Here is a 24,674-nt window from a genome sequence, read left to right on the forward strand (position 1 = left end):
CGCCCCGCACCCTGGGGTGCGGGGCGCGGGCCGGTTATTGCGGCATCGGCGGCGGGGTCTGGGCGCAGCGTTTGCGGTTGCCGGCGTTGCACGCAGCGACATCGGCCTCCCACTGCGCATGGATCGCGTCATAGAGCTGCTTGATCTGGGCGTATTCCGCTTCGGCGCGGGCGCGCGATTCCACCGTATTTTCGTACAGCTTCATCTGGCTCTCATAACTCGAGCGGCGGGCGTCGTATTCGGCCTGGTTGGCGGCGTTCTGCTGAAGCTGAGCGTTGGACATCTCGAGCTGGCGCGCGTTGGCGGCCTCGCGCGCGGCCTGCTCTTCGGGCGAGCTCGGGTTCACGGTGACGGGCGAAGGCTCCATCGATCCGGAATCAGGCGCCTGCTCGGCGGGCGGGCTGGACTGCTGCGCGCTGAGCGGAGCAACCGCCAGGCAGGAGGCCAGCAGCGCCACAGCGGAAGCGGTGCGCGAAATGCGAAGTTTCATGATGGTCATTCCCTCAAACCAAAGTTGATCTCGGTTAACACGGCTACGCAGATGGCGCAAAGCCGTTCCATAACCGGCCCGGCTGCTCTTGCACCGCGGCGCCTTGGGCACCATTTGCGAGCGACGCATCCTCATCCTGACCGCTCGCCGCATTCCCCGGCTTGCAACCAGAACATCAATAGAACATAAGGCACTCCATGCTGACTCATATTTCCGTGCGCGGCGCGCGCGAGCACAATCTCAAGGGCGTGGATATCGATCTGCCGCGCGATCAGTTGATCGTGATCACCGGTCTTTCGGGAAGCGGCAAATCAAGCCTGGCGTTCGACACCATCTATGCCGAGGGCCAGCGTCGATACGTTGAATCGCTGTCGGCCTATGCGCGCCAGTTCCTCGAGATGATGCAGAAGCCCGATGTCGAGCATATCGACGGGCTCTCCCCTGCGATCAGCATCGAGCAGAAGACCACCAGCCGCAACCCGCGTTCGACTGTCGCGACGGTGACAGAGATTTACGATTACATGCGCCTGCTGTGGGCGCGCGTCGGTGTGCCCTATTCGCCCGCCACGGGTCTTCCGATCACCGCGCAGACTGTCAGCATGATGGTCGACCGGGTGATGGCGCTGGCCGAGGGTACGCGCTTCTATCTGCTCGCACCCGTGGTGCGCGGCCGCAAGGGCGAATATCGCAAGGAGCTTGCCGAATGGCAGCGCGCCGGTTTCACCCGCGTGCGCATCGACGGCGAGTTCTACGAGATCGACGAAGCCCCCGCGCTCGACAAGAAGTACAAGCACGACATCGAGGTCGTGGTCGACCGCATGGCGGTGCGTGAAGGCATCGAGACGCGCCTCGCCGACAGCTTCGAAACCGCGCTGAAGCTTGCCGAAGGTCTGGCCTATGTCGATCTGGCGGATGGGACGGTAGCGGAGCCAGGAAGTTCATCCCCCACCCCCAGCCCCTCCACTGAGCCGCAGGCCACCGAAGGTGAACGTGAGGGGGGCAAGAAGGGCATGAAGAACGTCGGCATCCCCGACAACCGGATCATCTTCTCAGAAAAATTCGCCTGCCCAGTGTCTGGCTTCACCATCGAGGCGATCGAGCCTCGGCTGTTCTCGTTTAACGCACCGCAGGGTGCCTGCCCTGCCTGCGACGGTCTGGGCGAGAAGATGTATTTCGATCCCCAACTGGTTGTCCCCAACGAGGATCTGAGCCTGAAGAAGGGCGCGGTAGTGCCTTGGGCGAAGTCGAACCCGCCCTCGCCTTATTACATGCAGGTGCTGGCCAGCCTGGGCCGCGAGTTCGGCTTCTCGCTCGACACGCCGTGGAGCGAACTGCCTGGCGAGGTGAAGCTGATCATCCTGCACGGCACCGGCGGCAAGCCGGTCACGCTGCGCTTCCAGGACGGGCGCAAGAGCTATGAGGTCAAGAAGCCGTTCGAGGGCGTCATCGGCAATCTCAACCGCCGTCTGCTGCAGACCGACAGCGCGTGGATGCGCGAGGAGCTGGGCAAATACCAGACCGCGCAGCCCTGCGAAGTCTGCGATGGCGCGCGGCTCAAGCCAGAGGCGCGTTCGGTCAAGATCGTCGGCGAGGATATCTCGATCTCGACACGGCGTTCGGTGTCCGATGCTCTGGCGTTTTTCGAGACGCTCAACGACAAGCTCGGTCCCCAGCAGCAGCAGATCGCCAAGGCCATCCTCAAGGAGATTATCGAGCGGCTGGGCTTCCTCAACAATGTCGGGCTCGACTACCTCAACCTCGATCGGACCTCGGGGACGCTTTCGGGCGGAGAGTCACAGCGCATCCGGCTCGCCAGCCAGATCGGCAGCGGTCTCTCGGGCGTGCTCTATGTGCTCGACGAGCCCAGCATCGGGCTGCACCAGAAGGACAACGACCGGCTGCTGGTGACCTTGAAGCGGCTGCGCGATCTGGGCAATACCGTGATCGTCGTCGAGCATGACGAGGACGCAATCCGCACCGCCGACTATATCGTCGATCTGGGTCCGGGCGCGGGCGTCCACGGCGGCGAGGTCGTCGCCGAAGGGACGCTCGAGCAGATCCTCAAGTCCAAGCGCTCGCTCACCGCGCAATATCTCACCGGCGAACGCAAGATCGAGATTCCGGCCAAGCGCCGCAAGGGCAATGGCAAGAAGCTCACCGTCCACAATGCGCGCGCCAACAATCTCACCGGCGTGACGGCGTCGATCCCGCTGGGTACCTTCACCTGCATCACCGGGGTATCTGGCTCGGGCAAGTCCAGCTTCACCATCGACACGCTGTTTGCGGGCGCTGCGCGCGCGCTCAACGGTGCGCGGGTGATCGCTGGGGCGCACGACAAGATCACGGGCCTCGAGCATTGCGACAAGGTGATCGATATCGACCAATCGCCGATCGGCCGCACCCCGCGATCGAACCCAGCGACGTACACGGGTGCGTTCACCAATATCCGTGACTGGTTCGCCGGACTGCCCGAAAGCCTCGCGCGCGGCTACAAGCCGGGCAGGTTCAGCTTCAACGTCAAGGGCGGCCGCTGCGAGAAATGCCAGGGCGACGGCCTGATCAAGATCGAGATGCACTTCCTTCCTGATGTTTACGTCACCTGCGAGGATTGCGGCGGCAAGCGCTACAACCGCGAGACGCTCGAGGTGAAGTTCAAGGGCCACTCGATCGCCGACGTGCTCGACATGACGGTCGAGGATGCGGTCGAGTTCTTCAAGGCGGTGCCGCCGATCCGCGACAAGATGGCGATGCTGTGGGAAGTGGGCCTGGGCTACGTCAAGGTCGGCCAGCAGGCAACGACGCTCAGCGGCGGAGAGGCGCAGCGCGTCAAGCTTGCCAAGGAACTCAGCCGCCGCTCGACCGGGCAGACGCTGTACATCCTCGACGAACCCACCACCGGCCTGCACTTCGAGGATGTGCGCAAGCTGCTCGAGGTGCTGCACAGGCTGGTCGATCAGGGCAACTCCGTGGTGGTGATCGAGCACAATCTCGACGTCATCAAGACCGCGGACTGGATCATCGATCTGGGCCCCGAAGGCGGCGTCAAGGGCGGCGAGATCGTCGCGGAGGGCACCCCGGAAAAGGTCGCCAAGGTCGCGCGCAGCTACACCGGCCAGTATCTCGCTCCGATGCTCGTGCGATAATGGGGCTGGGGCAGGCACGCGAGGCGAGGCGCTGAGCTGAGCCCTCGCATTCCGAGCCCTACCGAGCCGATTGAATGCGCTGTGCGTTCGGGTTTACTCCTGAAGCCTACAGCCCGAAGATCGGGCTTTGGCTTCAGGTTTGGACGTTTCGCACTGGCGCTCATGAACTTTTGTTGAATTCGTGTGTTGCGTTGTGCTTCAGGCCGTTCCGAGGCACATGGGGCATGCTGCCTGCGCGAGTTTTTCGATAGAAAAAACCAATCGCCTGCAGCAGTACCTTTCGAATAGGCTTATCGGGTTTACAACCTAATTCGTGGTCAGCGACCTTGGACCAACGGGCAGGCAGATAGATGGCAGCAGCAACTGGACAGATTATGGGCGCACGGGAAGCTGTGCGCTGGATGTTGGGACTCTTGAAGGCCGAGCGCAGCTTCATCTGGCTGGCGCTGGTCTATGGTGTGGCCGTGTCCGTGCTGTCGCTTGCCACGCCCATTTCCGTGCAGATGCTGATCAATTCGGTCGCCAACACCGCGCTGGTGACACCTCTGGTGACGCTGGCTGGCACGCTGCTGGGACTGCTGCTGATCGCGGTTCTGCTTTCCGCGCTGCGGATCTATGCGATGGAGCTGTTCACGCGGCGATTCTACGCGCGGCAGGTGGCCGAAATCACCCTGCGGTCGATCCACGCGCGCAACCCGTTCTTCGAAGACACCAAGCGGCAGGATCTGTTCAACCGCTATTTCGACGTTGTCACCGTGCAGAAAGCGGTGCCCAGCCTGCTGATCGGCGGGTTCACCATCATCCTGCAGTCGGCCGTCGGCTTCACCGTCACCGCATTTTATCACCCGTTCTTCCTGGCCTTCAACCTCATCGTCATCGCCCTCGCCTTCTTCATCCTGCTGGTGTGGACCCGCGGGGCGATTCGCTCGGGCATTGCGCTCAGCCATGCCAAATACGCTGCGGCGAGCTGGCTGGAGAATGTCGGCGCATCCAACGGCTTCTACAAATCCGGGCGGCATGTCGATTATGCGCTCGATCGTTCCGAAGGTGTGACGGCAGACTACATCGCCGCCAAGGCCAAGCATTTCCGCTATACCATCTCGCAGACCGTCGCGTTTCTGCTGCTCTATGCCTTTGCCAGCGCCGGACTGTTGGCGCTCGGCGGCTGGCTGGTCATCGAGGGTGAGCTGTCGATCGGCCAGCTGGTCGCAGCCGAGCTCATCCTGTCAGCGGCCTTCTTCGGCCTGGGCCAGATGGGGGCGTATCTTGACATCACCTATGACCTGATCGCCGCAGCCGAGGAGATTGGCCTGCTCTACAATATCGAGCAGGAAGTGGAGGCTCGCGAAGGCGAGGACGCAATCGGCGGCGGTGATCTGGTGCTGCGCCGCGTTACCCACCTGGCAACCGTCAAGGACGTCACCTTCAACCTTTCCATCCCCGCGGGCAGCCAGCTGATTGCGCAGAGCCGGAACCACGATGTGCAGCGGTTGTTCACGCATTCGATGAAACGTTATATTACTCCCGACACCGGCGTCGTGACGCTGGGCGGACAGGATATCGCCATGGTCGACATGTTCCGGCTGCGCAGCGAGATCATCGTGCTCGACCGCCCCACCATCGTGCAGGCGAGCATCCGCGACTATCTGCGCCTGGCCGGCCCCGACATCACCTCGTCGGATGCATTGCAGGCGCTTGCGCTGGTACGCCTTGAAGAGCGGGTGATGGCGCTCCCCGACGGGCTGGATACCCAGCTGTCGACCAGCGGCTGGCCCTTGTCCTATGCCGAATCGCTGCGGCTCAAGCTGGCAGGCGCCATGCTCAAATGCCCGCGCATCCTGATCCTGACCGGATTGTTCGACATGATCGACCCCGCGATCCTGGCCGATGTGCGCGTCGTCATGCGGGAGGCAGGCTCTACGGTGATTCAGTTCACCCAGCGTTCCGAACACCAGCCCGATTGCCAGTATCTTTGGCTGGGGGATGACGGTCAACGGATCATAGACGATCCCGACGAGTTCAGCCGCATCGTCGAAGCGCATGCAACGGAGGCGCGCAATGGCAACGCGTGATCATGCGCTCAGCCGCTTTCGCACCCTTGCGAACATGCGAACCCCGCGCCCGCTGCGCGCCTTCGGGCTGATGGTGGTGTTCGGGCTGATCGCCGCGACCTTCTTCATGATCTATGTGCCATGGGTGCAAACCGCTTATGGCGCGGGTCAGGTAATTGCGCTCAACCCGCAGGACCGGCTGCAGAACGTCACCGCTCTGGTCCCCGGGCGGATCGAGAAATGGTATGTGCAGGATGGCCAGGTGGTGAAGGAAGGCGACCCCATCGCCCTCATCGCCGACAACGATCCGATGCTGCTGCAGCGGTTGCGCGCCGAACGCAGCCTCGCCGAGGCCAAGGTTGCGGCCGCCGCGAGTGCGCTTAGCACTGCGCGGCTGGACGTCGGACGCACCGGAACGCTGTTCCGCGAAGGTCTAGCCTCGCAGCGCGAAAGCGAACTTGCGCGGATCAAGGTCGCCGAGATGGAAGCCGTGCTGGCAGAGGCACGCGCGGCGATCACCCAGATCGACATCAACCTGGCGCGGCAATCGCTGCAGACGGTACGTGCGCCGCGCGACGGCGTGATCCAGCGGATCAGCGGCGGCGACAAAGCCACCATGGTCTCGCAGGGCGACGTGCTGGCAAGCTTTGCCCCCACTCAGACCCGGCGTGTGGTCGAAATCTATGTCGATGGCCGCGACGTGCCGCTGATCAGGCGTGGCCAGCCGGTCCGGCTCGAGTTCGAAGGTTGGCCCGCGATCCAGTTCTCGGGCTGGCCGTCGGTGGCGCGCGGCCTGTTCGATGGCGAGGTGCAGCAGGTCGATCTTGCCGCTTCGACCAACGGGCTGTTCCGCGTGCTCGTGCAGGAAGCCAAGGGCAAGACGCGCTGGCCGGGCGAGCCCTATGTCCGCCTGGGCGCCAATGCCCGCGGCTGGGTCGCGATGGAAGAGGTTTCGGTCGGCTTTGAACTGTGGCGTCAGCTCAACGACTTCCCGCTGCAGAACCCCGCGCTGATCGAGGAGAACCAGAATGGCGGCACGGCCAGGAAGGAGAAGCGCTGATGCGCCGCTCCGCATCGCTGGCCAGCCTCACTGCGCTGGCTTTGGTCAGCCTCACCGCGCCAACCCCTGCCCAGGCTCAGGCCCGAACGCAGGCACCCGCCGCCGCGACACAGGGGGTGCAACCGGTGCGGCAGGCGCAAGGGTTGCAGCTGGAAGAGGTGCTGGCCTCGTCGCGGCGCTTTGCCCCGTCCATCCTGGAGGCGCTTGCCAACGCCCGCGCCGCCGATGGGCGCGTGCTTGCCAGCGAAGGTGCGTTCGACCTGCTGTTCACCGGCGAGGGCTTTTCGCGGATCACCGGATTTTATGACGGCACCTATGTGCAGGGAAAGGCGATCCAGCCGCTGACCAACAATGGCGGCCAGATCGAGGCGAGCTACCGCGTCTCGCGCGGCGACTTTCCGGTCTATGAGGACTACAGCTTCACCGACCGGCTGGGCGAGCTCAAGGTGCGCGGCGTTTTCGCGCTGCTGCGCGACCGCTATATCGACGACCGCCGCTTCGGCCAGCGCAACGCGCTGATCGAACGCGACATGGCGGGGCTCGATGCCCTGATCATCGCCATCGGGGTGCAGCAGCGGGCGATCCAGGCCTATGGACAGTGGGTAGCAGCCGGGCAGCAGGTGCAGGTCTATCGCGCGCAGGTCCAGCTGGCCGAGGACCGGCAGGACGGCATCAGCCGTCAGGTCCAGCTGGGTGCGCGGGCTGCGATCCTGCTGACCGAAAACCAGCAGAACCTGCTGCGCCGCCAGTCGCTGCTGGTCGCCGCCGAGCGCGATCTCGCCAATGCCGCGCAGCGACTGTCGCTGTTCTGGCGTGACAATGACGGCAGGCCCAGGGTCGCGACCCCCGCAGACCTGCCCGCCCGTCTTCCGATGATCCCCGCGGCGCGGGCGACCGATCCGGCGGCCGTGCTCGCACGGCGACCCGATATCAAGCTTATCGAACAGCGGCTGGAACAGGGCGAAACCCGGCTCGAGCTCGAACGCAACCGCCTGTTGCCCTCGCTCAGGCTGTTTGCCGAAGCCGGACAGGATTTCGGCGAGCAGGGCCTGGGCGGTCGTTCACGCGATCCGTTCGAGGCGGTGGTCGGTTTCACCTTTTCCATGCCGCTGCAGAACCGCGCCGCCAAGGGACAGGTGGCTGCGGCCGAAGCCAACATCAACGCGCTGGAGTGGCGCCGCCGTCAGAGCGAGGAACAGATCATCGCAGAGATCGAGCAGCTTTCCACCAACCTGACTGCAGCCGAGCGGCTGGCGGTGCTGGCGCGCGACGAGGAGGTTCAGGCCGACAAGCTGGCAGCCGGCGAGCGAAGGCTGTTCCAGGCGGGCGCCAGCGACTTCTTCCTGGTGAACCTGCGCGAGGATGCGGCGGCAAACGCATCGATCCGCAGGCTGGATGCCGAGTTCCGGCTGGCGCAGGCTCGCGCCGATCTGGTCGCGGTGGCGGCCGATCTGGACTCGCTGCAGCTGACCGACGACTTTGCCGGGGTTGTCCAGCCCTGACCCGGTCGGCCAGGCCAACGGTACCGCGCCGCGCGTGACCGTGGGTGCAGACCAAGTCTTCCATTCCGTGTTGTGCGATGGGATAGTCGGGTGACGCATCGGAGGCTCAAGCTGCGACCTCGGCGGACCGATGCGTCACCCTATCCGCAGCCTTGGGGTGTCCGATCTAGCTGCGGAATCAGTCAAGCAGATGTGGGTGGGAGCGGTTCGGGGAGAGACCGTTCCATCTGCTCGGTATGGTTGACATATGGCACAGAGTATCATTGTTACCATTTGAAAGAACTGCCCCGGATCGATAGCCAACATCTATCACATAAAGGACGCCGCCATGCCCAGCCTCAGGCAGTTGCAATATCTGGTCGCGCTCGACGACCACCGCCATTTCGGACGCGCAGCCTTTGCGGTGCACGTCTCGCAACCGACGTTGAGCCAGCAACTTCGCACCCTGGAGGCCCGGCTTGACGCCTCGCTGATCGATCGCAGCGGTCAGGATGTCCAACTGACCCCATTGGGCCGCGATATTGCCGCGCGCGCGAGAGAGATCCTGGTGCAGGTGCGCGATCTTTCCGATCTGGCGCGGCGCGCGGGCAAGGGCATCGGCGGAACGCTGCGCTTCGGGATCACCCCGACGCTGGGACCCTATCTGATGCCCGCGATCGTGGCGGGTCTGCACCGGCAACAGCCCGACCTGCGGCTGCACATCCGCGAAGGCATTCCCGATGATCAGGTGCGCGAGGTGATGCGCGGCGCGCTCGACATGATGCTCTCACCCATGCCGGTCGATGCCAGCGGGATCGTGGTCGAGCCGCTGTTCAGCGAGCGGCTGTTCGTCATCGCGCCGCCCGATCATCCCCTGGCTGGGCAAAAGAACATTCCGCCCAGCGCGCTCAAGGGCGCAGGATTTCTCACCCTGGACCGGCGGCACCATTTCCATCGCCAGACGCGCGAGATCTGCGATCAGGTGGGTGCGCATATCCTGCACGATTACGAAGGCACCAGCCTCGACAGCATCCGCCAGATGGTAGGCTCAGGGATCGGCTTCGCGCTGTTGCCCGAGCGTTATCTGGCAACCGAAACCCACAGTGCAGAAATCGTCGCACGGCTGGATATCGCAGGCTGGAATGCGCGCCGGTCGATCGCAGCGATCTGGCGCACCGGCGCGGCGTTCGGCGACGGATTTCATGCGATCGCGGAATTCATCCGCGCCTATGTGGTCGAGGATACCGACCTTTCCGATCCGGTGTTGCGAACCGGGGCCTAGCCCTCACGGGGCCGGACTTGCCCGGATGTGGCCTCTGCCGCAGCCGCCATGCGGCCGATCTGCCACATCAGGTTGTAGATCAATGTGCGCCCATCTTCTGCGATCATCTCGCGGGTCTGCCGGTCGAAGCTCGCCCGGTTGCCGCGCATCGCGCTGCGCACCATGCCGACGAACATCGCCTCGTCAGGGGACAGACGACCGCAGCATGGGCGCGAGACGCCAAAGGGTTCAGGCCACACCTGCCCCATCGCCTCCAGCACCAGCGACAGCTGATTGGACAGCGCGATGCTGCCCAGCCGGGCGGAGACATGAGGCGCGGGATCGGCACCCGATTTGTGCGCGAACACCGCGATGCGTAGAGCGACTACCAGCTTCGCCTCAAACAGGGTTGTTGACCCCAGGTCAGCCGGTCGATCGATCAGATCCCGCCACCAGATGCCCATGCTCCTCGACTCCTTCTGATTGTGCGGCATCACGGGATCGCGCCGCCTGCATCAGAGTTATTGCGAGTAGCTCGCATTAGCAAGAGATTTCCGCAGAATTGTTTTTTTCGCACCGCAGCCATTGAACTGCAGGTCATTCTACCCTAGATTGAGGCTGTCGGGATGCTTCCCCCCCTTTCGCGTCCCGACAGGTGCACTTGTGCACCTCCTCCCTGAACCTTGGCCGCCTCGTGACTCGTCACGAGGCGGTTTTTTCTTGGGTGGATGCGATCGGCTATTCGGCGGCGATGGCGATGTCGGTGCTGCCGCCATGCTGCAGCAGATCGTCCGCCAGCGTCCGGACAAGATCCGCAACCGCCTCCTGCATCGCCTCGAGCCCCTGCCCGCGTTCGCTGAGCGCCTCGTCCAGATAAAGGCTGCGGTCCACCTCGATCTGTAGCGCGTGGATATCGCGCGCCGGGCGGCCATGGCGCTCGAGCACATAGCCGCCGGCATAGGGATGGTTGAGCGCCACCTCATAGCCGCGCCGGGCGAGCGTCCGCTGCGCCAGATCGCACAGCCTTGCCCCGGCAGACCGGCCATAGCGATCCCCCACCACGATTCGCGGCACTGGCCCCGATCCCTCGGGCCTGAGCGGCGGCATCGAGTGCAGGTCGATCAGCATCGCGCAGCCGAAGCGAGCCTTCAGACTGGCAAGCGCGTGCGACAACGCCTGGTGATAGGGATCGTGCATGCCCGATACGCGCGCGCTGATCGACTCACGGGTCCAGGGCCTGCGCCAAAGCTCGCCATGATCGGCCAGCCGGCGCGGAACCAGCCCGAGCCCACCGCGCACCTTGGCGCTGGGCTGGGCAAAGGCGGTGCGCGGGGCGTTGCTGATCATCTGCGGATCGATTTCGCTGGGGGCACGGTTGAGGTCGATCCACGCCCGTGCGACATGCGCGACCAGAGTGGCGCACCCGGTCTTTGCTGCCTGCAGAGCCAGCATATCGGCATGGCGGTCTTCAAGACGCTCGAGAACCTGCGGGGTCACGCGTGAATTGACAAGGATTTCATCGGGATAATCCCGCCCCGCATGCGGGACCGCCACCAGTACCGGCAGGCGCGCTTCGGCGAGGCCAGCCAGGCTGAACAACCGCGATGGGGGGGCGTTGTCGGCGGATCGATTATCCATGGACATCAGCCATGCGGCAATCTGTCCTTCGAGTCAAAGTCGGCAACGCCAACGTCCTGTGCCCCCGCTGTCCGTTTACCGATGACACCGGGCGTGTCCAACTTCGGGGCAGCGTGGCAAATGACTTACAGCATGCTGGAAAATCTTAACCGCATCCGGCATAAGCAGGCTGGAGAAACCGGGCAGAGGAACAGGGCGATGTTGAGCATATTGCTGGCAGAAGACGATCCGGCGATGCGCGCCTATCTCCAGCGTGCGCTTGAAAAGGCCGATTACACCGTGGTTGCGGTTGATCGCGGCACCGCTGCGTTGCCCTTGCTGCAGGAGGATCATTTCGATCTGCTGCTCACCGATATCGTGATGCCGGAGATGGACGGGATCGAACTCGCGCAGCATTGCGGGCGGATCTCGCCCGAGACCAAGGTCATGTTCATCACCGGCTTTGCCGCAGTGACGCTCAAGGCGGAACAGGCCGCGCCCAGCGCGCGCGTGCTCTCCAAGCCCTTTCACCTCAAGGATCTGGTGCTGGAGGTCGACCGCGTGTTTGCCCGCGGCACCTTCGCCCAAAGCCTTTGAAAGCTATCATGCGGTTTTTGGTACAAATACCGCTTGCGTCGGTCGCCGCCTCTTTGTAATGGACCGCCCTTGCCAGCGCCTTGGTGCGGGCAGGTACCACCGGTGGGGCGTATAGCTCAGTGGTAGAGCACTGTGTTGACATCGCAGGGGTCGCAAGTTCAATCCTTGCTACGCCCACCATTAAAAAACCCGCCAAACCATACGGTTGGCGGGTTTTTTTACGTCCGCTTCACACGCACCGATCGCCAAAGCCCGCTTTCCTGCGACGGATATTTCCACAACTCTCGAATTATGCCTTGACCACATCAGCTGCCATAGTATTTCGATAGTTGTCGAAAGGTGGTGACAATGGATGATCCAGGCATTCAGACATGGGCAGTGGATGCGCTTGGCGCGCTTGCGCACGAGACGCGGCTTGCGGTCTTCCGCATGCTGGTCAAGGCAGGTCCCGATGGCATGGTCGCGGGAGCGATTGCCGAGCAGCAGAGTGTCCCGCCCTCCACCATGTCGCACCATCTGGCGACCCTGGAGCGCGCAGGGCTGGTCCAGTCCGAGCGCGAAAGCCGACTGATCCATTACCGCGCCGATTATCCCGCGATGCGCCGCCTGCTGACCTTCCTGCTGGAGGACTGCTGCCAGGGCACACCCGAAATGTGCGGCGATCTTGTTGCAGGGCTCGGCTGCGCCCCTGCCCTACCCGAGAAAGCATGAGGCTCGAATATGGCTGACTCGATCTACAACGTTCTGTTCCTGTGCACCGGCAACAGTGCCCGCTCGATCCTTGGCGAGGCTGTGCTCAACAAGATCGGTGAAGGGCGCTTCAGGGCATACAGCGCCGGCAGCCACCCCAAGGGACAGGTCCATCCGATGGCGCTGTCGGTGCTTGGCGACATGGGCTTCGAGACCAGCGGGTTCGAATCCAAGAGCTGGGACGCGTTCAGCGCCCCCGGTTCGCCCGAGTTCGATTTCATCTTCACCGTGTGCGACAATGCCGCGGGCGAAACCTGCCCTGTCTGGCTGGGCCACCCGATGACCGCGCACTGGGGCATCGAAGACCCCGCCGCGGTGGAGGGCGACGGCCAGCGCGAGGCGTTCCTCGAGGCGCTGCGCTATCTGTCGGACCGGATCGAGCGGTTCGTCGCGCTGCCGATCGAAAGCCTCGACCAGATAGCGCTGAAGCGCAAGCTTGCCGACATCGGCAACACTGCGGGCGCCAGCAGCGGTGCCAGCGCATGACGTCCGCAGATGGCATGACCGACGGACCCGGGTTTGAACGCCTGCGCCATCTGGCCGATCCAGACCTTCTGCCCGCGCTCGATCCGGCCTATGCGCACCGTGTCCCGGCGCTGGGACTGGGTCCGCTCGATCCCAGGCCGCGCATCCTGTTGCTCTACGGGTCGTTGCGCGAACGCTCCTATTCGCGGCTGGTGATCGAGGAAGCGGCGCGGCTGCTGCAGCATTTCGGCTGCGAAACCCGCATTTTCGATCCCCGCGATCTGCCGCTGCCCGATCAGGTCGAGAACGACGATCACCCTGCGGTCGCGGAGCTGCGCGCGCACTCGATCTGGTCCGAGGGCCAGATCTGGTGCAGTCCCGAACGACATGGCCAGATCACCGGCATCATGAAGACCCAGATCGACCATCTGCCGCTCGCCTATCAGGGCATGCGCCCGACCCAGGGCCGCACGCTCGCGGTGATGCAGGTAAGCGCGGGCTCGCAAAGCTTCAACAGCGTCAACACGCTGCGGATCCTTGGCCGCTGGATGCGGATGTTCACCATCCCCAACCAGTCGAGCGTCGCCAAGGCCTATCTCGAGTTCGACGAGAATGGACGCATGAAGCCATCGAGCTATTACGACCGCATCGTCGATGTCGTCGAGGAACTGGTGCGCTTCACGGTCCTGCTGCGCCCGCACGCCGATCAGCTGGTCGATCGCTATTCCGAGCGCAAGGACAGCGACCAGCCGGTCGCGACACCGGTCGAGGCCGCAGGGTTGGCGAAAAGCTGACGGGCCAGCCAGGTGCGTGCAACGCGCCTGTTACTCGCTGCGCAGCGCCTCGATCGGCGACAGCCGCGATGCGCGGATGGCGGGGTAGCCGCCGAACACCAGCCCGATGACGGCAGAAAACGCGACGGCAAGGACCGCCGTGTCCCAGCCGATCGGCGCCGGGAATTCTGCCACCTGCTGGAAGACTGCGGCTGCAACCATCGCCAGGGTGAGGCCGATCGCGCCGCCGATGAGGCACAGCACCGCCGCCTCGACCAGAAACTGGTTGCGGATATCGCGGCGCTTCGCCCCCAGCGCCATGCGCAGGCCGATCTCGCGCGTCCGCTCGGTGACACTGACCAGCATGATGTTCATGATTCCGATGCCGCCCACGAGCAATGAGATCGAAGCGATCGCCACCAGCACCGCCTGGAAGATCTGGGTCACCTGGCCTGATGTTTCTGCGATCTCCTTGGTGGTGCGCACGGTAAACGGCGTGATCTTACCTTTCGACACCCGGTAGCGCGCGCGCAGAAGACTCTTGATCTCGCGGTCGCCCGCAACCAGCGAATCCTCGTCCTCGAAGCCGACGAACAGCAGAGTCACATCGTCCGGACCCTGGGCCAGGCCGGTGGACAGCCGCTGGCGCAATGTCGAGATCGGCATGATGATCTGATCATCATTGTCGTTGCCCAGATTGCTGCCCTTGCTTTCAAGCAGACCGATGACGGTGAACGGCACGCGGTTGATCCGCACCGTCTCGCCGATGGGATTGATGTCGACGAACAGCTTGTCGGCCACCGTCTGCCCGATCACCACCACCCGCGTTGCGGCGCCGACATCGCTTCCGGTCAGGAATCGGCCATCGGAGGTGGCGAGGTTGGAAATGCTTCCGTATTCTTCAGTCGATCCGATCGCCTGGGTCGAGGCGCTGCGTCCGCCGGTGACCATCTGGACGCTGGTGCGGATCTGCGGTGCGACCGCGTTCACCCCGGGCACCTGCCGCGCGATGGCCTCACCATCGCGTTCGGTCAGCCTGCCCCGGTCGCCGGGTCTGGGCGGGCCGTTAGCGCGCTCGGGCTCGGGCACCACGATAGCCATGTTCGAGCCGAGCGTGGCGATCTGCTGGTTTACCGAGACCTGCGCGCCATTGCCCACCGCGACCGCAAGGATCACCGAGAACACCCCGATCATCACGCCCAGCGTGGTCAGGATCGAACGCAGCAGGTTCGTGCGCAGCGCCGTGATCGCGATCGCAACGTTGACGCCCCATCCGGCGAGCGCGTTCAGCAGCTCACTCATGCCATGACCGCCCGGCGGCGCGATGTGACGGGCGCATCCTCGATCACCTTGCCATCGCGGAACACGATGCGGCGCTCGGCATATTCGGCAATATCGGGTTCGTGGGTGACGATAACCAGCGTGATCCCCTCGTCATTGAGCTTCTGGAAAATCCCCATGATGTCGAGCGATGTCTGGGTATCGAGCGCACCGGTGGGTTCGTCCGCCAGCAGGATCAGCGGATCGGTGACCAGCGCGCGCGCGATCGCCACACGCTGCTGCTGCCCGCCCGAAAGCTTGGCAGGCGTGTTCTGCATGCGGTTGGCTAGCCCCATCGCCTCGAGCTTGGCCTGCGCCCGCTCGCGCCGCTCGGTCGCCCGCACCCCGGCGTAGATCAATGGCACCGCGACATTGTCGAGCGCGCTGGTGCGCGCCAGCAGATTGAACTGCTGGAAGACAAAGCCGATCTTGCGGTTGCGGATCTCGGCCAGCTCGTCGCTGTCGAGCGTCTTGGTGTCGATGCCATCGAGCAGGAGCGTGCCCGAGGTCGGCACGTCGAGACAGCCGATCATGTTCATGAAGGTCGACTTGCCCGATCCGCTGGCCCCCATGATCGCGACGAATTCGCCGCGCTGGATGCTCAGCGAGACGCGGTTGACCGCGTGCACCAGCTCACCGCCGATCACATAATCCTTGACCAGATCATGCGTCTCAAGAAGCGGCGCTGTCATCTTCATCCGTATCGTCGGTTTCTGCCTTGGGCTTCAGCGATTTGGTGCGCACCAGCACCGTGTCACCGGCCTTGATGCCCGAGAGGATCTCGGTGTACTCGTCGCCCTGCAGCCCGATGCGCACCTGCTTCCTGACCGGCTTGTAGGCGTCGGTACCGGCGAGATACAGCGTCTGGCGCGGCGCCTCCTTCTTGCCCGGCTTGGCGGGCTGTTCCTCCACCGGCGGACCGCGATCGGCTGCCTTGGGACGGAACCTGAGCGCGTTGGTGGGAACCCGCAGCGCGTTCTTCTTGGCACCGGTGATGATCTCGACATTGGCGGTCATGCCGGGCAGCAGCTTTCCGTCGAGATTGTCGACATCGATAATTACCAGATAGCTCACGACATTCTGCGTTTCGACCGGTGCCTTGCGGACCTGGCGGACCTTGGCGCGGAACACGTCATCGGGATAGCTGTCGACGGTGAAGGTCACATTCTGACCCTCGACAATCTGGCCGATATCCGCCTCGTCCACCGAGGCCTCGACTTGCATCTTGGTGGTGTCGGCAGCGATCTCGAAAAGATTGGGGGTCTGGAAGCTGGCGGCAACGGTGGTGCCGGGCTCGACCAGCTTGTCGATGATCACCCCGCTGGCAGGCGCGATGATCACCGTGCGGTTGAGGTCGAGCCGGGCCGACGACAGCTCGGCGGTGGCCTGCCGGATCTGGGCGTTGCCGCTCTGGGTCTGCGCCAGCGCGACGTCGAGCGCGTTGCGCGCGCTGTTCAGCCGGGTCTGGGCCGCATCGAGATTGGCCTTGGAGACGAACCCGCGCTGCGCCAGATCGCGCTGCCGGGCAAAATCGCGTTCCTGGATTTCAAGTTCGGACCGCGCGCGCAGCACATTGGCAGCGGTCTGCTGCAATCCTGCGCGAGCAAGCGCCACCTGAGCCTCGGTCTGCTGGACCCGCGCCCGCACCCGTGTCGGGTCGATCTCGGCCAGGATCTGGCCTGCGGTGACCGGCGAGTTGAAGTCGACATAGACCTTGGTGACCTGGCCCGAGACTTCGGTGCCGACCTTGATGGTGTTGAGCGCGCGCACCTTGCCGCTGGCCGAGACGACTCGCAGCACCTCGCCGCGCCCGACCTTTTCTCCGGTATATTCATAGTCATGCGGCGTCGGAGCGATGATCTTGTAGAGGACGAACAGCACTACCAGCGCAATCAGCGCCGACCACACCTTGTGGCGCTTGATCCATGAACCCATTCTCGTCAGCATAAAAAGCTGCCCCATCCCCGACGTTTATGGCCAACCTATATTGGCACGTGAGCACGATAGCCAGCAGCGATGATGGCGCAGCGCACCGATCCCTGCTCGCGGCGTGCAGCCGCGAAGGCTCGGCCAGTCGCTCTGCGGTTGAAGCGGTGGCGCAACATCGATACTCCTGCGCTGCACGCCCGGTGAATCGCCGGGAAGCGCGGGTCGCACCGGAGGACCCGCCAGCGCGGAAAGGGTGTTCAACCACATGCGATCAACCAATGCACTGCAGAAGGCATCGGCAACGCGCGGCGTTCGGCTTGGCGCGATGACCGGCTCGATACTTCTGGCCATGACCCTTGCCATGCCTGCGCATGCAGCGACCGATATCGGCAAGAAGGCCTGTGCCAAGGAAGCGCGGGTCCTGTGCCCCGCCGAAATGAAAACGATGAGCCGCAAGAAGGTGGAAGCCTGCATGATCGCCAAGGTCGAAAAGACTTCGCCCACGTGCAAGGCGGCGATGTACCGGATCAAGGCCGAACGCGAGCAGGGCTCCAGGAACTAGGGTTCAACGAAACAGGGCACAAAGCATTAGCCAGCCTGCCTGCCAGCCTTTACCAGCCCAGCCAGACCGTGAAGCTGGCACGCCTCCCGGCCACTCCCTGGTCACCTTGCCATTTGGGGATTTGAACCCGCTGCATGAGCCACGCTGAAACGCCCAGGTCCCGGTTTCTGCCGTGGTTCGGCTTTCTGTGCATGTGCATCGGCATGTTCATGGCCATTCTGGACATCCAGATCGTCGCGACATCGCTCCCCACCATTCAGAAGGCGCTGGGGATCAGCCCCGAGCGCATGATCTGGGTGCAGACGGCCTATCTCACTTCAGAGATCGTCGCGATCCCGCTGACCGGCTATCTGACCGCAAGGCTCGGGATGCGCTGGCTGTTCGTCTGCGCGATCTCGGTGTTCACTCTGGCGTCCGCCGGGTGCGGCCAGAGCGAAAGCTTCGAGACGCTGATCGGGTGGCGGATCGTGCAGGGCTTTGCCGGAGGGACGCTGATCCCCGCGGTCTTCTCGGCGGTGTTCCTGCTGTTCCCGCCCAGGTCGCAGGGGCTGGCGACCACCATTGCCGGGGTCGCGGCAGTGTTTGCGCCCACGATCGGCCCGATCGTCGGCGGCTGGCTGACCGAAACCTATTCCTGGCACTGGCTGTTCCGCATCAACATCGTTCCCGGTGTGCTCGCAGCTTTGGGGGCGGCATGGGCTCTGCGCAACGCCGAGAGCAACGCGCGTTGCGACCGCTCGATCGACCTGCTCGCCCTGGTGCTGCTCGCCGCCGGGCTCGCCGCGCTGCAGATCGGGCTCAAGGACGCGCCATCGCTGGGCTGGCTTGCGCCAGGCGTCGCCGCACTGCTGGCGATCTTCGCGCTGAGCACCGTCTGGTTCGTATGGCGGACATGGCACGCCGCCTGCCCGCTGGTCGACCTGCACTGCTTTGCCGACCGCAACTTTGCCGTCGGTTGCGCGCTCAGCTTCATCCTGGGCGCAGGGCTGTTCGGATCGACCTATCTGATGCCGTTTTTCCTGGGGCTGGTGCGCGAGCATGACGCCTTCCGCATCGGGCAGATCATGCTGGTCACCGGCATCGCGCAACTGCTCGCCGCCCCGCTGGCGGTGTATCTGGAACAGAGGATCGGCGCGCGTACCTTGTGCCTGTTCGGATTCGGGCTGTTTGCAGCCGGACTGCTCGCCAGCATCAACCAGACTGCTCAGACCGATTTTGCCGAGATGGTGGTGCCGCAGATCCTGCGCGGCGGGGCCAGCATGTTCTGCCTGTTGCCACCCACGCGCATCGCTTTGGGGTATCTCGCCACCGACAAGATCGCCGATGGCAGCGGCCTGTTCAACCTGATGCGCAACCTCGGCGGGGCGATCGGGCTGGCGCTGATCGATACCACCATCTTCACCCGCGCCGACACCCATGGGCAGGCCATCGCCGACCGGCTGACCGCAGGCGATGTCGATACTGCGATGGACATCGGGATCCCGCGCGATGCATTTCTGGAGCAGATCGGCACGCCCCCCGACGAGTTCACCGAGGAGCTGGTGCGGCCGCTGGTCGAACGGCAGGCGCTGGTCGATGCGATCAACGATGCCTGGCTGTTGATCGCGGTGATGACCGTGTTCGCGATCCTGCTGGTGTTCCTGATCCGGCGGCCACGCACGGAAGATGCACCGGTGGACGCTGATCCTCTCGGCTGATAGAGGCGGCGTGATACACAGTTCCATCACCAGCAAGAAGGGCGGGAAAATGGATCGCCGCGAGTTTGCCAAGAGCCTGACCGCGCTCGCCTTTGCCGGGCTTGCCGGGTGCACTGCCCGGGGGCTAGGCGCCAGTGTGTCGAGCGCCGATCTGGTGCTGGACCCCGAGGGCGTAATCGACCTGCCGCGGGGCTATGCCTATCGGGTTATCTCGCGCGCGGGCGACGCCATGGACGACGGGCATGTCGTGGGCGACCGTGCCGACGGCATGGGATGCTTCGCGCTCGATCGCCACCGCGTCGCGCTGGTGCGCAACCACGAACTGCAGGTCAAGCACCACGGATCGGGACCATTTGGCGAACGCGCGGTCGCCCTGGCCTACGACCGGACCAACGACGGCCGCGCCCTGCCCGGCGGCACCTCAACGCTGATCTATGATCTGCGCCGCGGACGGGTCGAGGCGCAGTATCAGAGCCTCGCGGGCACGATCCGCAACTGCTCGGGCGGCATCACCCCCTGGGGCAGCTGGCTGACCTGCGAGGAGGATGTCACCCGCGCGGGCAATGGCGTAGCGCGCGATCATGGCTGGGTGTTCGAGGTTCCCGCCGCGCACAAGGGCCTGGTCGAGCCGGTCCCGCTCACCGCCATGGGGCGGTTCAACCACGAGGCCGCCGCGGTCGATCCGGCGACCGGCATCGTCTACCTGACCGAGGACCGCGACGATTCGCTGTTCTATCGCTTCCTCCCAGCCAGGCGCGGCGAGCTTGCCGCTGGCGGCAGGCTGCAGGCGCTGGCCTTTGTCGAACCGGGGCTGGACGACACGCGCAACTGGTCCGAGGTGACTTTGCCGCGCGGTACCGGCAGGCCGGTGCGCTGGGTCGATCTCGACGGCACCCACAGCCCCGATGACGATCTGCGGCTTCGCGGCCATGCTGCAGGCGCTGCGCGGTTTGCGCGCGGCGAGGGCGTGCATTTCGGCAACGGATCGATCTATTTCTGCTGCACCTCGGGCGGCGCGGCCAAGCTCGGTCAGGTGATGCGCTATCGCCCCAGCAAGGCGGAGGGCCAGGCCGGCGAACGCACGTCTCCAGGGACGCTGCAGAATTTCGTGGAATCCAGCGATCCGGCGCTGTTCAACTTCGGCGACAACTTGACCGTTGCGCCGAACGGCCATCTGGTGGTGTGCGAGGACCAGTATTCGCTGATCGTGAACAACCACCTGCGCGGGGTGACCCCGGCGGGCGATCTCTACACGCTGGGTCGCTGCCGCCAGCAGACCGAGCTTGCCGGCGCGTGCTTCTCGCCCGATGGATCGACGCTGTTCGTCAACCTCTACAGTCCCGCGATGACGCTTGCGATCACCGGGCCTTGGGGCTCGGCATGACCGGGCCGGGGCGCAGCATCACCGTCTTGGCCTCGCCCCCTGCAAAGCGCAGCGTCTGCACGCTCGGGCCACGCCGCACCACGACCTGGTTGACCTGGCGCGGATAGATATCGCGCAGGATGGTCGACCGCACTTCCAGCGCCCTGGGATTGCCGATCACGCTGCCGGTATAGTCCACCCGCACATCGCGCACCCCGATCTCGACCGACCCGACGGTTAGCGCCACCGGCGCGCCATCGGCGGACAGGCTGAAATGCGCGAGCAGATAGGTCTTCAGTTCCTCAATCGCAGCGGGATCATCCAGGCTGGTCTGCGCATCGGGCGCGATCTCGGCCAGCGCCGGTTCCAGATCATGCGCCTCGAACCGGTGCGACACGGTGACCGCGCCATTGTCCGCCAGCGTGACGACGCTCATCGCATCATGCCCGCGATGCGCTCCGGCCTGAGACGTGAACGTTGCAGCAGCGGCCAGCGCCAGAGCACCGGCGATCAGTCGCAAACCCCTCATTTCGGCGGCACGTCATAGGTGCGTAGCGAATCGGGCAGCACCTTCATGTCCGAATCCTTCATCCGGTTCTTGCCTTCTTCGGGCGTGTCGATCTTCAACGTCCTGGGATCGATCTGGCCTGCATAGATGTTGTTCGAACGATCGGCATCGGCGGTTTCCCACAGCGGATCGACCTCCGCCCGGACCAGGGTCTTTGCCGTCACGAACTGCCAGGTCACGTTCTTCTGGTTGTAGCGCCACACTTCGGCGGGGATGCGCGCGGTCTCGCTCGATCCGTCGGCAAAATCCATCTTGAGGATCACCGGCATCACCAGCCCGCCGCGGTTGGCGAAGCTGAAGCGGTAGAAATTGTCGGTCACCTGCCGCGCGGCCTTTTCCTCTGCAGTCAGGTCGGCATAGGCCTCCGCAGCCTTGCGCTTGTCGGCAGCGGTGGCGTCGAGCGGATCGACCGCGTCATAGAAGTCGCGCGTAGCCGGGTCGCGTTCGACCACGGTCTGCTGCCCGGCGTTGCGCTGGGCGGTGAGCGACTTCGGCTCGGTATCGCGCTCCCTCTTGCGCGCGGCGGCAGCGGCGGTCGCATCCGCAGGCTCCAGCGTGGCGCGCACCACCTTGTCGAGCGCAATGTCGACATGGTCGGTCGAATAGAACCAACCGCGCCAGAACCAGTCGAGATCGACGCCCGAGCTTTCCTCCATCGTGCGGAAGAAGTCATAGGGCGTGGGGTGCTTGAACCGCCAGCGTTCCGCATATTCGCGGAACGCGCGGTCGAACAGTTCGCGGCCCAGCACCGTCTCGCGCAGGATCGTCAGCGCGGTGGCGGGCTTGCCATAGCCGTTGGCCCCGAACTGCAGCACCGAATCCGACTGGGTCATCAGCGGCATCTGGTTGGTCGAGAGCATGTATTCGGCGATATCCTTGGGCTCGCCGCGGCGCGCTGGATAATCTTTGTCCCACAATTTTTCCGCCTGGAACTGCAGGAAGGTGTTGAGCCCCTCGTCCATCCAGGTCCACTGCCGCTCGTCAGAATTGACGATCATCGGGAACCAGTTGTGGCCGATCTCGTGGATCACCACGCCGATCAGCCCGTATTTGGCGCGGTCGGTGTAAGTGAGGTTGCCGGTCTTCTTGTCCTTCACCGGGCGCGGGCCGTTGAAGGTGATCATCGGATACTCCATGCCGCCCACCGGACCGTTGACCGACTGCGCGACAGGATAGGGATAGGGGAAGGCAAACTTCCCGTAGACATCGATGGTGTGCGCGATCGACTTGGTCGAATACGCATCCCACAAAGGCCGGGCTTCCTTGGGGAAAAAGCTCATCGCCATCACCAGGGGCTGTTCGGCGAAATCCTGTTTCACGCCCAGCGCATCCCAGGCGAACTTGCGCGACGAGGCCCAGCCGAAATCACGCACGTTTTCCGCCGCGAACACCCAGGTCTTCTCGCCCGTTGCCTTGCCGCGCTCTGCGGCCACGGCTTCTTCGGGCGTCACGACATAGACCGGGCTGGTTGCGGTCTTGGCCTGTTCGAGTCGCTGGCGCTGCGCCGCGCTGAGCACCGCATCGGGGTTCTGCAGCACGCCAGTGGCCGAGACGACATGATCGGAAGGCACGGTCAGCGCGACGCGATAATCGCCGAACTCCAGCGTGAACTCGCCCGAGCCGATGAACGCCTTGTTGTGCCAGCCTTCATAGTCCGAATAGACCGCGAGCCGCGGGAACCATTGCGCGCCCTCGAAGATGCAGTTGCCGTCCTCGCCGGGCTGGGTGAAGCACTCGTAACCCGATCGGCCGCCGACGACCTTGTTCTCGACCATCGGGAACGACCAGTCGATGAAGAAGCTGGTTTCGCCGCCATTGGGCGCGACAGCCTGCCCCAGATCGATGCGCAGCAGGCTGTCGACCACGGTGAACGGCAGAGCCTTGCCCGAGGCGTCGCGCACCGCAGATATGGTGAAGCCGCCCTCCCATTCCTGCATGCGCTTGACGCGGCGCACTTCGGCAAGGCTGATCTTGTCGCCCGATACGGTCTCGGTCATCGCCGCGATCGAATCGCGCTTGTAATCGTTCTGATCGAGCAGCAGCCACAAATAGGGCAGCGCGTCGGGCGAATTGTTCTGGTAGCGCACCGTCTGGGTGCCGCTGACCATGCGCTTGGCCTCGTCGAGCCGCGCCTGGACGTCGTAATCGACCTTCTGCTGCCAGTAGCGGTAGCCGGGCGCGCCGGAGGCGTTGCGGTAATCGGTCGGGGTCGGCCAGTCCTCGCCCTCGAGCTGGCGGAACTTGTCCTCGTAATTGCCCTTGGTCTGCTCGACCGGGCTGGCGAGTGCAGGCGTTACAAGGATGGAAACGGCGCATGCGAGCGCAGACGCGGATACGGTAAAGTGACGACGCAAGACGACCCCCTCTATCGGGGCTTGATGCCCCGGTCTGGTTATGGGGGACAGGAATGTTACACTATAGCATGCAGGTCAATGCCGAACGGAGCGTCGATGGCTCGGCCTGTCGCAGCTAACTCAGCGCCAGCACGCTGGTCATGATCACCCGCACCAGCTCGGCATGGCCGCGCGCGCCGGTCTTGGCGTAGATCTTCTTGGAATAATTCCGCGCGGTCTCCACCGTGATCCCCAGGGTTTCCGCCGCTTCGGCTATGCTCGTCGCCTGCGCCAGCAGCCAGGCCAATCGCGCCTCGCTGGGCAGCAGCCCGAACAGATCGACCAGCTGCTCGCAACGATCCGCCTGCGACCGCCGGTCGCCGCTGACATAGACGATGACTGCTGCGGACCGATGTCCCGAAAGGGTATCGCCCTGCAACGGCGCCACCAGCATGTCGAGCCACGGATCCTGGCTGAGCCGGATCGCCAGAGGACGCATCGTCCGGCCCGATGCCACCTGCTTGAGATAGGCGGCAAGCTGGCGATCGACGGATGGCGATGCAGGCACAAGGCGGTCGTATCGGCCGCGCCGCAGCAGTGTGCCCCACTGGAACATCTGCTCCATATTCTGCGTCGATTCGACGATCCGTCCCTGCGTGTCCAGCGTGAGCCAGGCGATCTTGAGCCTGTTGAAGGCCTCTCCGGTGACGGCCGAGCGAAAGCGTTCACGCTCAAGCGCGGCAAAACTGCGCAGGGCGATCCGCAGATGCGGTGCCAGCCCTAGCAGCAACGCGCCGGAAGCAGAGCCGAGCGCACGACCGCCGGCACAGGCGAGCCAGCCATCCACGCCGCTGGGCTCGGTGATCCGCACTGCGCGCACGGCCGTGATCCGCGCAGCCTGCATGGCCTGCCGCACCTGATCGCGATCATGCCGGTTGGCCGACTCCAGCAGGTCATCGAGCGCATACCCCCGGCCTTCGCGCATCTGGGCCGCCAGCATGTGGCCCTTCAGCGCGGCGGTCGGACCTTCGCCTGCCAGCAGCTCAGCCACGTCGGACTGACCCTCTGGACGGATCACAAGCATGGCGCAGGTCGCACCCGCCGCCACGCGCAAGCGTTTCAGGAATCCGTCCCACAGGGGGGTTTCGAACATCCCCTCATGCAGCGATTCCAGCAGGCCATCGTCAAAACGCATGGCATTGCTTCTACCCTCC

The 24,674-nt window shown here is 64.3% G+C and carries 21 protein-coding genes and 1 tRNA gene; 13 read left to right on the forward strand and 9 right to left on the reverse strand.

Annotated elements, in window-relative coordinates; translation table 11 throughout:
• Window positions 1-34 precede the first annotated feature (34 nt).
• Window positions 35-490 (reverse strand): hypothetical protein, encoded by a 456-nt coding sequence (locus tag B5J99_RS15900; RefSeq protein ID WP_150126232.1) that lies wholly within the window; start codon window positions 488-490, stop codon window positions 35-37.
• 197 nt (window positions 491-687) lie between these two features.
• Between B5J99_RS15900 and uvrA the strand changes: the two genes are divergently transcribed.
• From uvrA to B5J99_RS15925, 5 genes are all read left to right on the forward strand, one after another.
• On the forward strand, window positions 688-3,633 hold the full coding sequence (uvrA, locus tag B5J99_RS15905; protein ID WP_117352952.1) for an excinuclease ABC subunit UvrA: 2,946 nt from the start codon (window positions 688-690) through the stop codon (window positions 3,631-3,633).
• Between the two features lie 401 nt (window positions 3,634-4,034).
• A complete protein-coding gene (locus B5J99_RS15910; RefSeq protein WP_245991654.1) occupies window positions 4,035-5,705 on the forward strand; it encodes an ATP-binding cassette domain-containing protein in 1,671 nt (556 codons plus the stop codon).
• Complete coding sequence (locus B5J99_RS15915; RefSeq protein WP_054136402.1) at window positions 5,692-6,744, forward strand: HlyD family secretion protein; 1,053 nt, start codon at window positions 5,692-5,694, stop codon at window positions 6,742-6,744. The genes B5J99_RS15910 and B5J99_RS15915 overlap by 14 nt, the downstream gene beginning before the upstream one ends.
• Entirely contained in the window at window positions 6,744-8,246 is a 1,503-nt protein-coding gene (locus B5J99_RS15920; protein WP_117352954.1) for a TolC family protein, read from the forward strand. Before B5J99_RS15915 ends, B5J99_RS15920 begins: the two co-directional genes overlap by 1 nt.
• A 328-nt stretch (window positions 8,247-8,574) precedes the next feature.
• Window positions 8,575-9,507 (forward strand): hydrogen peroxide-inducible genes activator, encoded by a 933-nt coding sequence (locus B5J99_RS15925; RefSeq protein WP_245991655.1) that lies wholly within the window; start codon window positions 8,575-8,577, stop codon window positions 9,505-9,507.
• On the opposite strand, the gene B5J99_RS15930 is transcribed toward B5J99_RS15925, so the two are convergent.
• Together B5J99_RS15930 and B5J99_RS15935 are read right to left on the reverse strand one after the other, a co-directional pair.
• Window positions 9,504-9,950 carry a hypothetical protein gene (locus B5J99_RS15930; RefSeq protein WP_117352955.1) on the reverse strand — a complete coding sequence of 149 codons (447 nt, stop codon included), beginning with the start codon at window positions 9,948-9,950 and terminating at the stop codon, window positions 9,504-9,506. The genes B5J99_RS15925 and B5J99_RS15930 overlap by 4 nt on opposite strands.
• Before the next feature lie 274 nt (window positions 9,951-10,224).
• A complete protein-coding gene (locus tag B5J99_RS15935) occupies window positions 10,225-11,124 on the reverse strand; it encodes an N-formylglutamate amidohydrolase (RefSeq protein WP_117352956.1) in 900 nt (299 codons plus the stop codon).
• A 198-nt stretch (window positions 11,125-11,322) separates the two neighbouring features.
• Between B5J99_RS15935 and cpdR the strand changes: the two genes are divergently transcribed.
• The 5 genes from cpdR to arsH all read left to right on the forward strand — a co-directional run bounded on the left by cpdR (window position 11,323) and on the right by arsH (window position 13,709).
• Window positions 11,323-11,700, forward strand: a complete 378-nt coding sequence (gene cpdR / locus B5J99_RS15940; RefSeq protein WP_054136398.1) for a cell cycle two-component system response regulator CpdR — start codon at window positions 11,323-11,325, stop codon at window positions 11,698-11,700.
• 105 nt (window positions 11,701-11,805) lie between these two features.
• Window positions 11,806-11,880 (forward strand) — tRNA-Val (locus B5J99_RS15945).
• Between the two features lie 168 nt (window positions 11,881-12,048).
• Complete coding sequence (locus tag B5J99_RS15950) at window positions 12,049-12,411, forward strand: ArsR/SmtB family transcription factor (protein WP_117352957.1); 363 nt, start codon at window positions 12,049-12,051, stop codon at window positions 12,409-12,411.
• A gap of 9 nt (window positions 12,412-12,420) precedes the next feature.
• Entirely contained in the window at window positions 12,421-12,936 is a 516-nt protein-coding gene (locus B5J99_RS15955) for an arsenate reductase ArsC (protein ID WP_117352958.1), read from the forward strand.
• On the forward strand, window positions 12,933-13,709 hold the full coding sequence (arsH, locus tag B5J99_RS15960; RefSeq protein ID WP_245991656.1) for an arsenical resistance protein ArsH: 777 nt from the start codon (window positions 12,933-12,935) through the stop codon (window positions 13,707-13,709). The genes B5J99_RS15955 and arsH overlap by 4 nt, the downstream gene beginning before the upstream one ends.
• Before the next feature lie 30 nt (window positions 13,710-13,739).
• Here the strand turns inward: arsH and B5J99_RS15965 are convergent, their stop codons facing one another.
• From B5J99_RS15965 to B5J99_RS15975, 3 genes are read right to left on the reverse strand one after another with little or no spacing between them, the layout of a single operon-like run.
• Window positions 13,740-14,990, reverse strand: coding sequence for an ABC transporter permease (locus tag B5J99_RS15965; RefSeq protein WP_117352960.1), 1,251 nt, complete (start codon window positions 14,988-14,990; stop codon window positions 13,740-13,742).
• Entirely contained in the window at window positions 14,987-15,700 is a 714-nt protein-coding gene (locus B5J99_RS15970; RefSeq protein ID WP_117352961.1) for an ABC transporter ATP-binding protein, read from the reverse strand. Before B5J99_RS15970 ends, B5J99_RS15965 begins: the two co-directional genes overlap by 4 nt.
• On the reverse strand, window positions 15,681-16,943 hold the full coding sequence (locus B5J99_RS15975) for an efflux RND transporter periplasmic adaptor subunit (RefSeq protein ID WP_162892632.1): 1,263 nt from the start codon (window positions 16,941-16,943) through the stop codon (window positions 15,681-15,683). The genes B5J99_RS15970 and B5J99_RS15975 overlap by 20 nt, the downstream gene beginning before the upstream one ends.
• 259 nt (window positions 16,944-17,202) lie before the next feature.
• Here B5J99_RS15975 and B5J99_RS15980 point away from each other — a divergent pair, with 259 nt between their 5' ends.
• The 3 genes from B5J99_RS15980 to B5J99_RS15990 all read left to right on the forward strand — a co-directional run bounded on the left by B5J99_RS15980 (window position 17,203) and on the right by B5J99_RS15990 (window position 20,580).
• Window positions 17,203-17,499 (forward strand): hypothetical protein, encoded by a 297-nt coding sequence (locus tag B5J99_RS15980; protein WP_117352963.1) that lies wholly within the window; start codon window positions 17,203-17,205, stop codon window positions 17,497-17,499.
• 134 nt (window positions 17,500-17,633) lie between these two features.
• Window positions 17,634-19,196 carry a DHA2 family efflux MFS transporter permease subunit gene (locus tag B5J99_RS15985; RefSeq protein ID WP_117352964.1) on the forward strand — a complete coding sequence of 521 codons (1,563 nt, stop codon included), beginning with the start codon at window positions 17,634-17,636 and terminating at the stop codon, window positions 19,194-19,196.
• A 49-nt stretch (window positions 19,197-19,245) separates the two neighbouring features.
• Window positions 19,246-20,580 (forward strand): alkaline phosphatase PhoX, encoded by a 1,335-nt coding sequence (locus B5J99_RS15990; protein ID WP_117352965.1) that lies wholly within the window; start codon window positions 19,246-19,248, stop codon window positions 20,578-20,580.
• Here the strand turns inward: B5J99_RS15990 and B5J99_RS15995 are convergent.
• The 3 genes from B5J99_RS15995 to B5J99_RS16005 form a co-directional block, all read right to left on the reverse strand.
• Window positions 20,555-21,088, reverse strand: a complete 534-nt coding sequence (locus tag B5J99_RS15995; RefSeq protein ID WP_211337834.1) for a DUF6702 family protein — start codon at window positions 21,086-21,088, stop codon at window positions 20,555-20,557. The two genes, B5J99_RS15990 and B5J99_RS15995, sit on opposite strands and share 26 nt — an antisense overlap.
• Complete coding sequence (locus B5J99_RS16000) at window positions 21,085-23,481, reverse strand: M1 family metallopeptidase (protein ID WP_245991657.1); 2,397 nt, start codon at window positions 23,479-23,481, stop codon at window positions 21,085-21,087. Before B5J99_RS16000 ends, B5J99_RS15995 begins: the two co-directional genes overlap by 4 nt.
• Before the next feature lie 115 nt (window positions 23,482-23,596).
• Entirely contained in the window at window positions 23,597-24,655 is a 1,059-nt protein-coding gene (locus tag B5J99_RS16005; protein WP_117352966.1) for a helix-turn-helix transcriptional regulator, read from the reverse strand.
• Window positions 24,656-24,674 lie beyond the last annotated feature (19 nt).

Origin of the sequence: Blastomonas fulva (assembly GCF_003431825.1) — a bacterium.
Taxonomy (GTDB): Bacteria; Pseudomonadota; Alphaproteobacteria; order Sphingomonadales; family Sphingomonadaceae; genus Blastomonas; species Blastomonas fulva.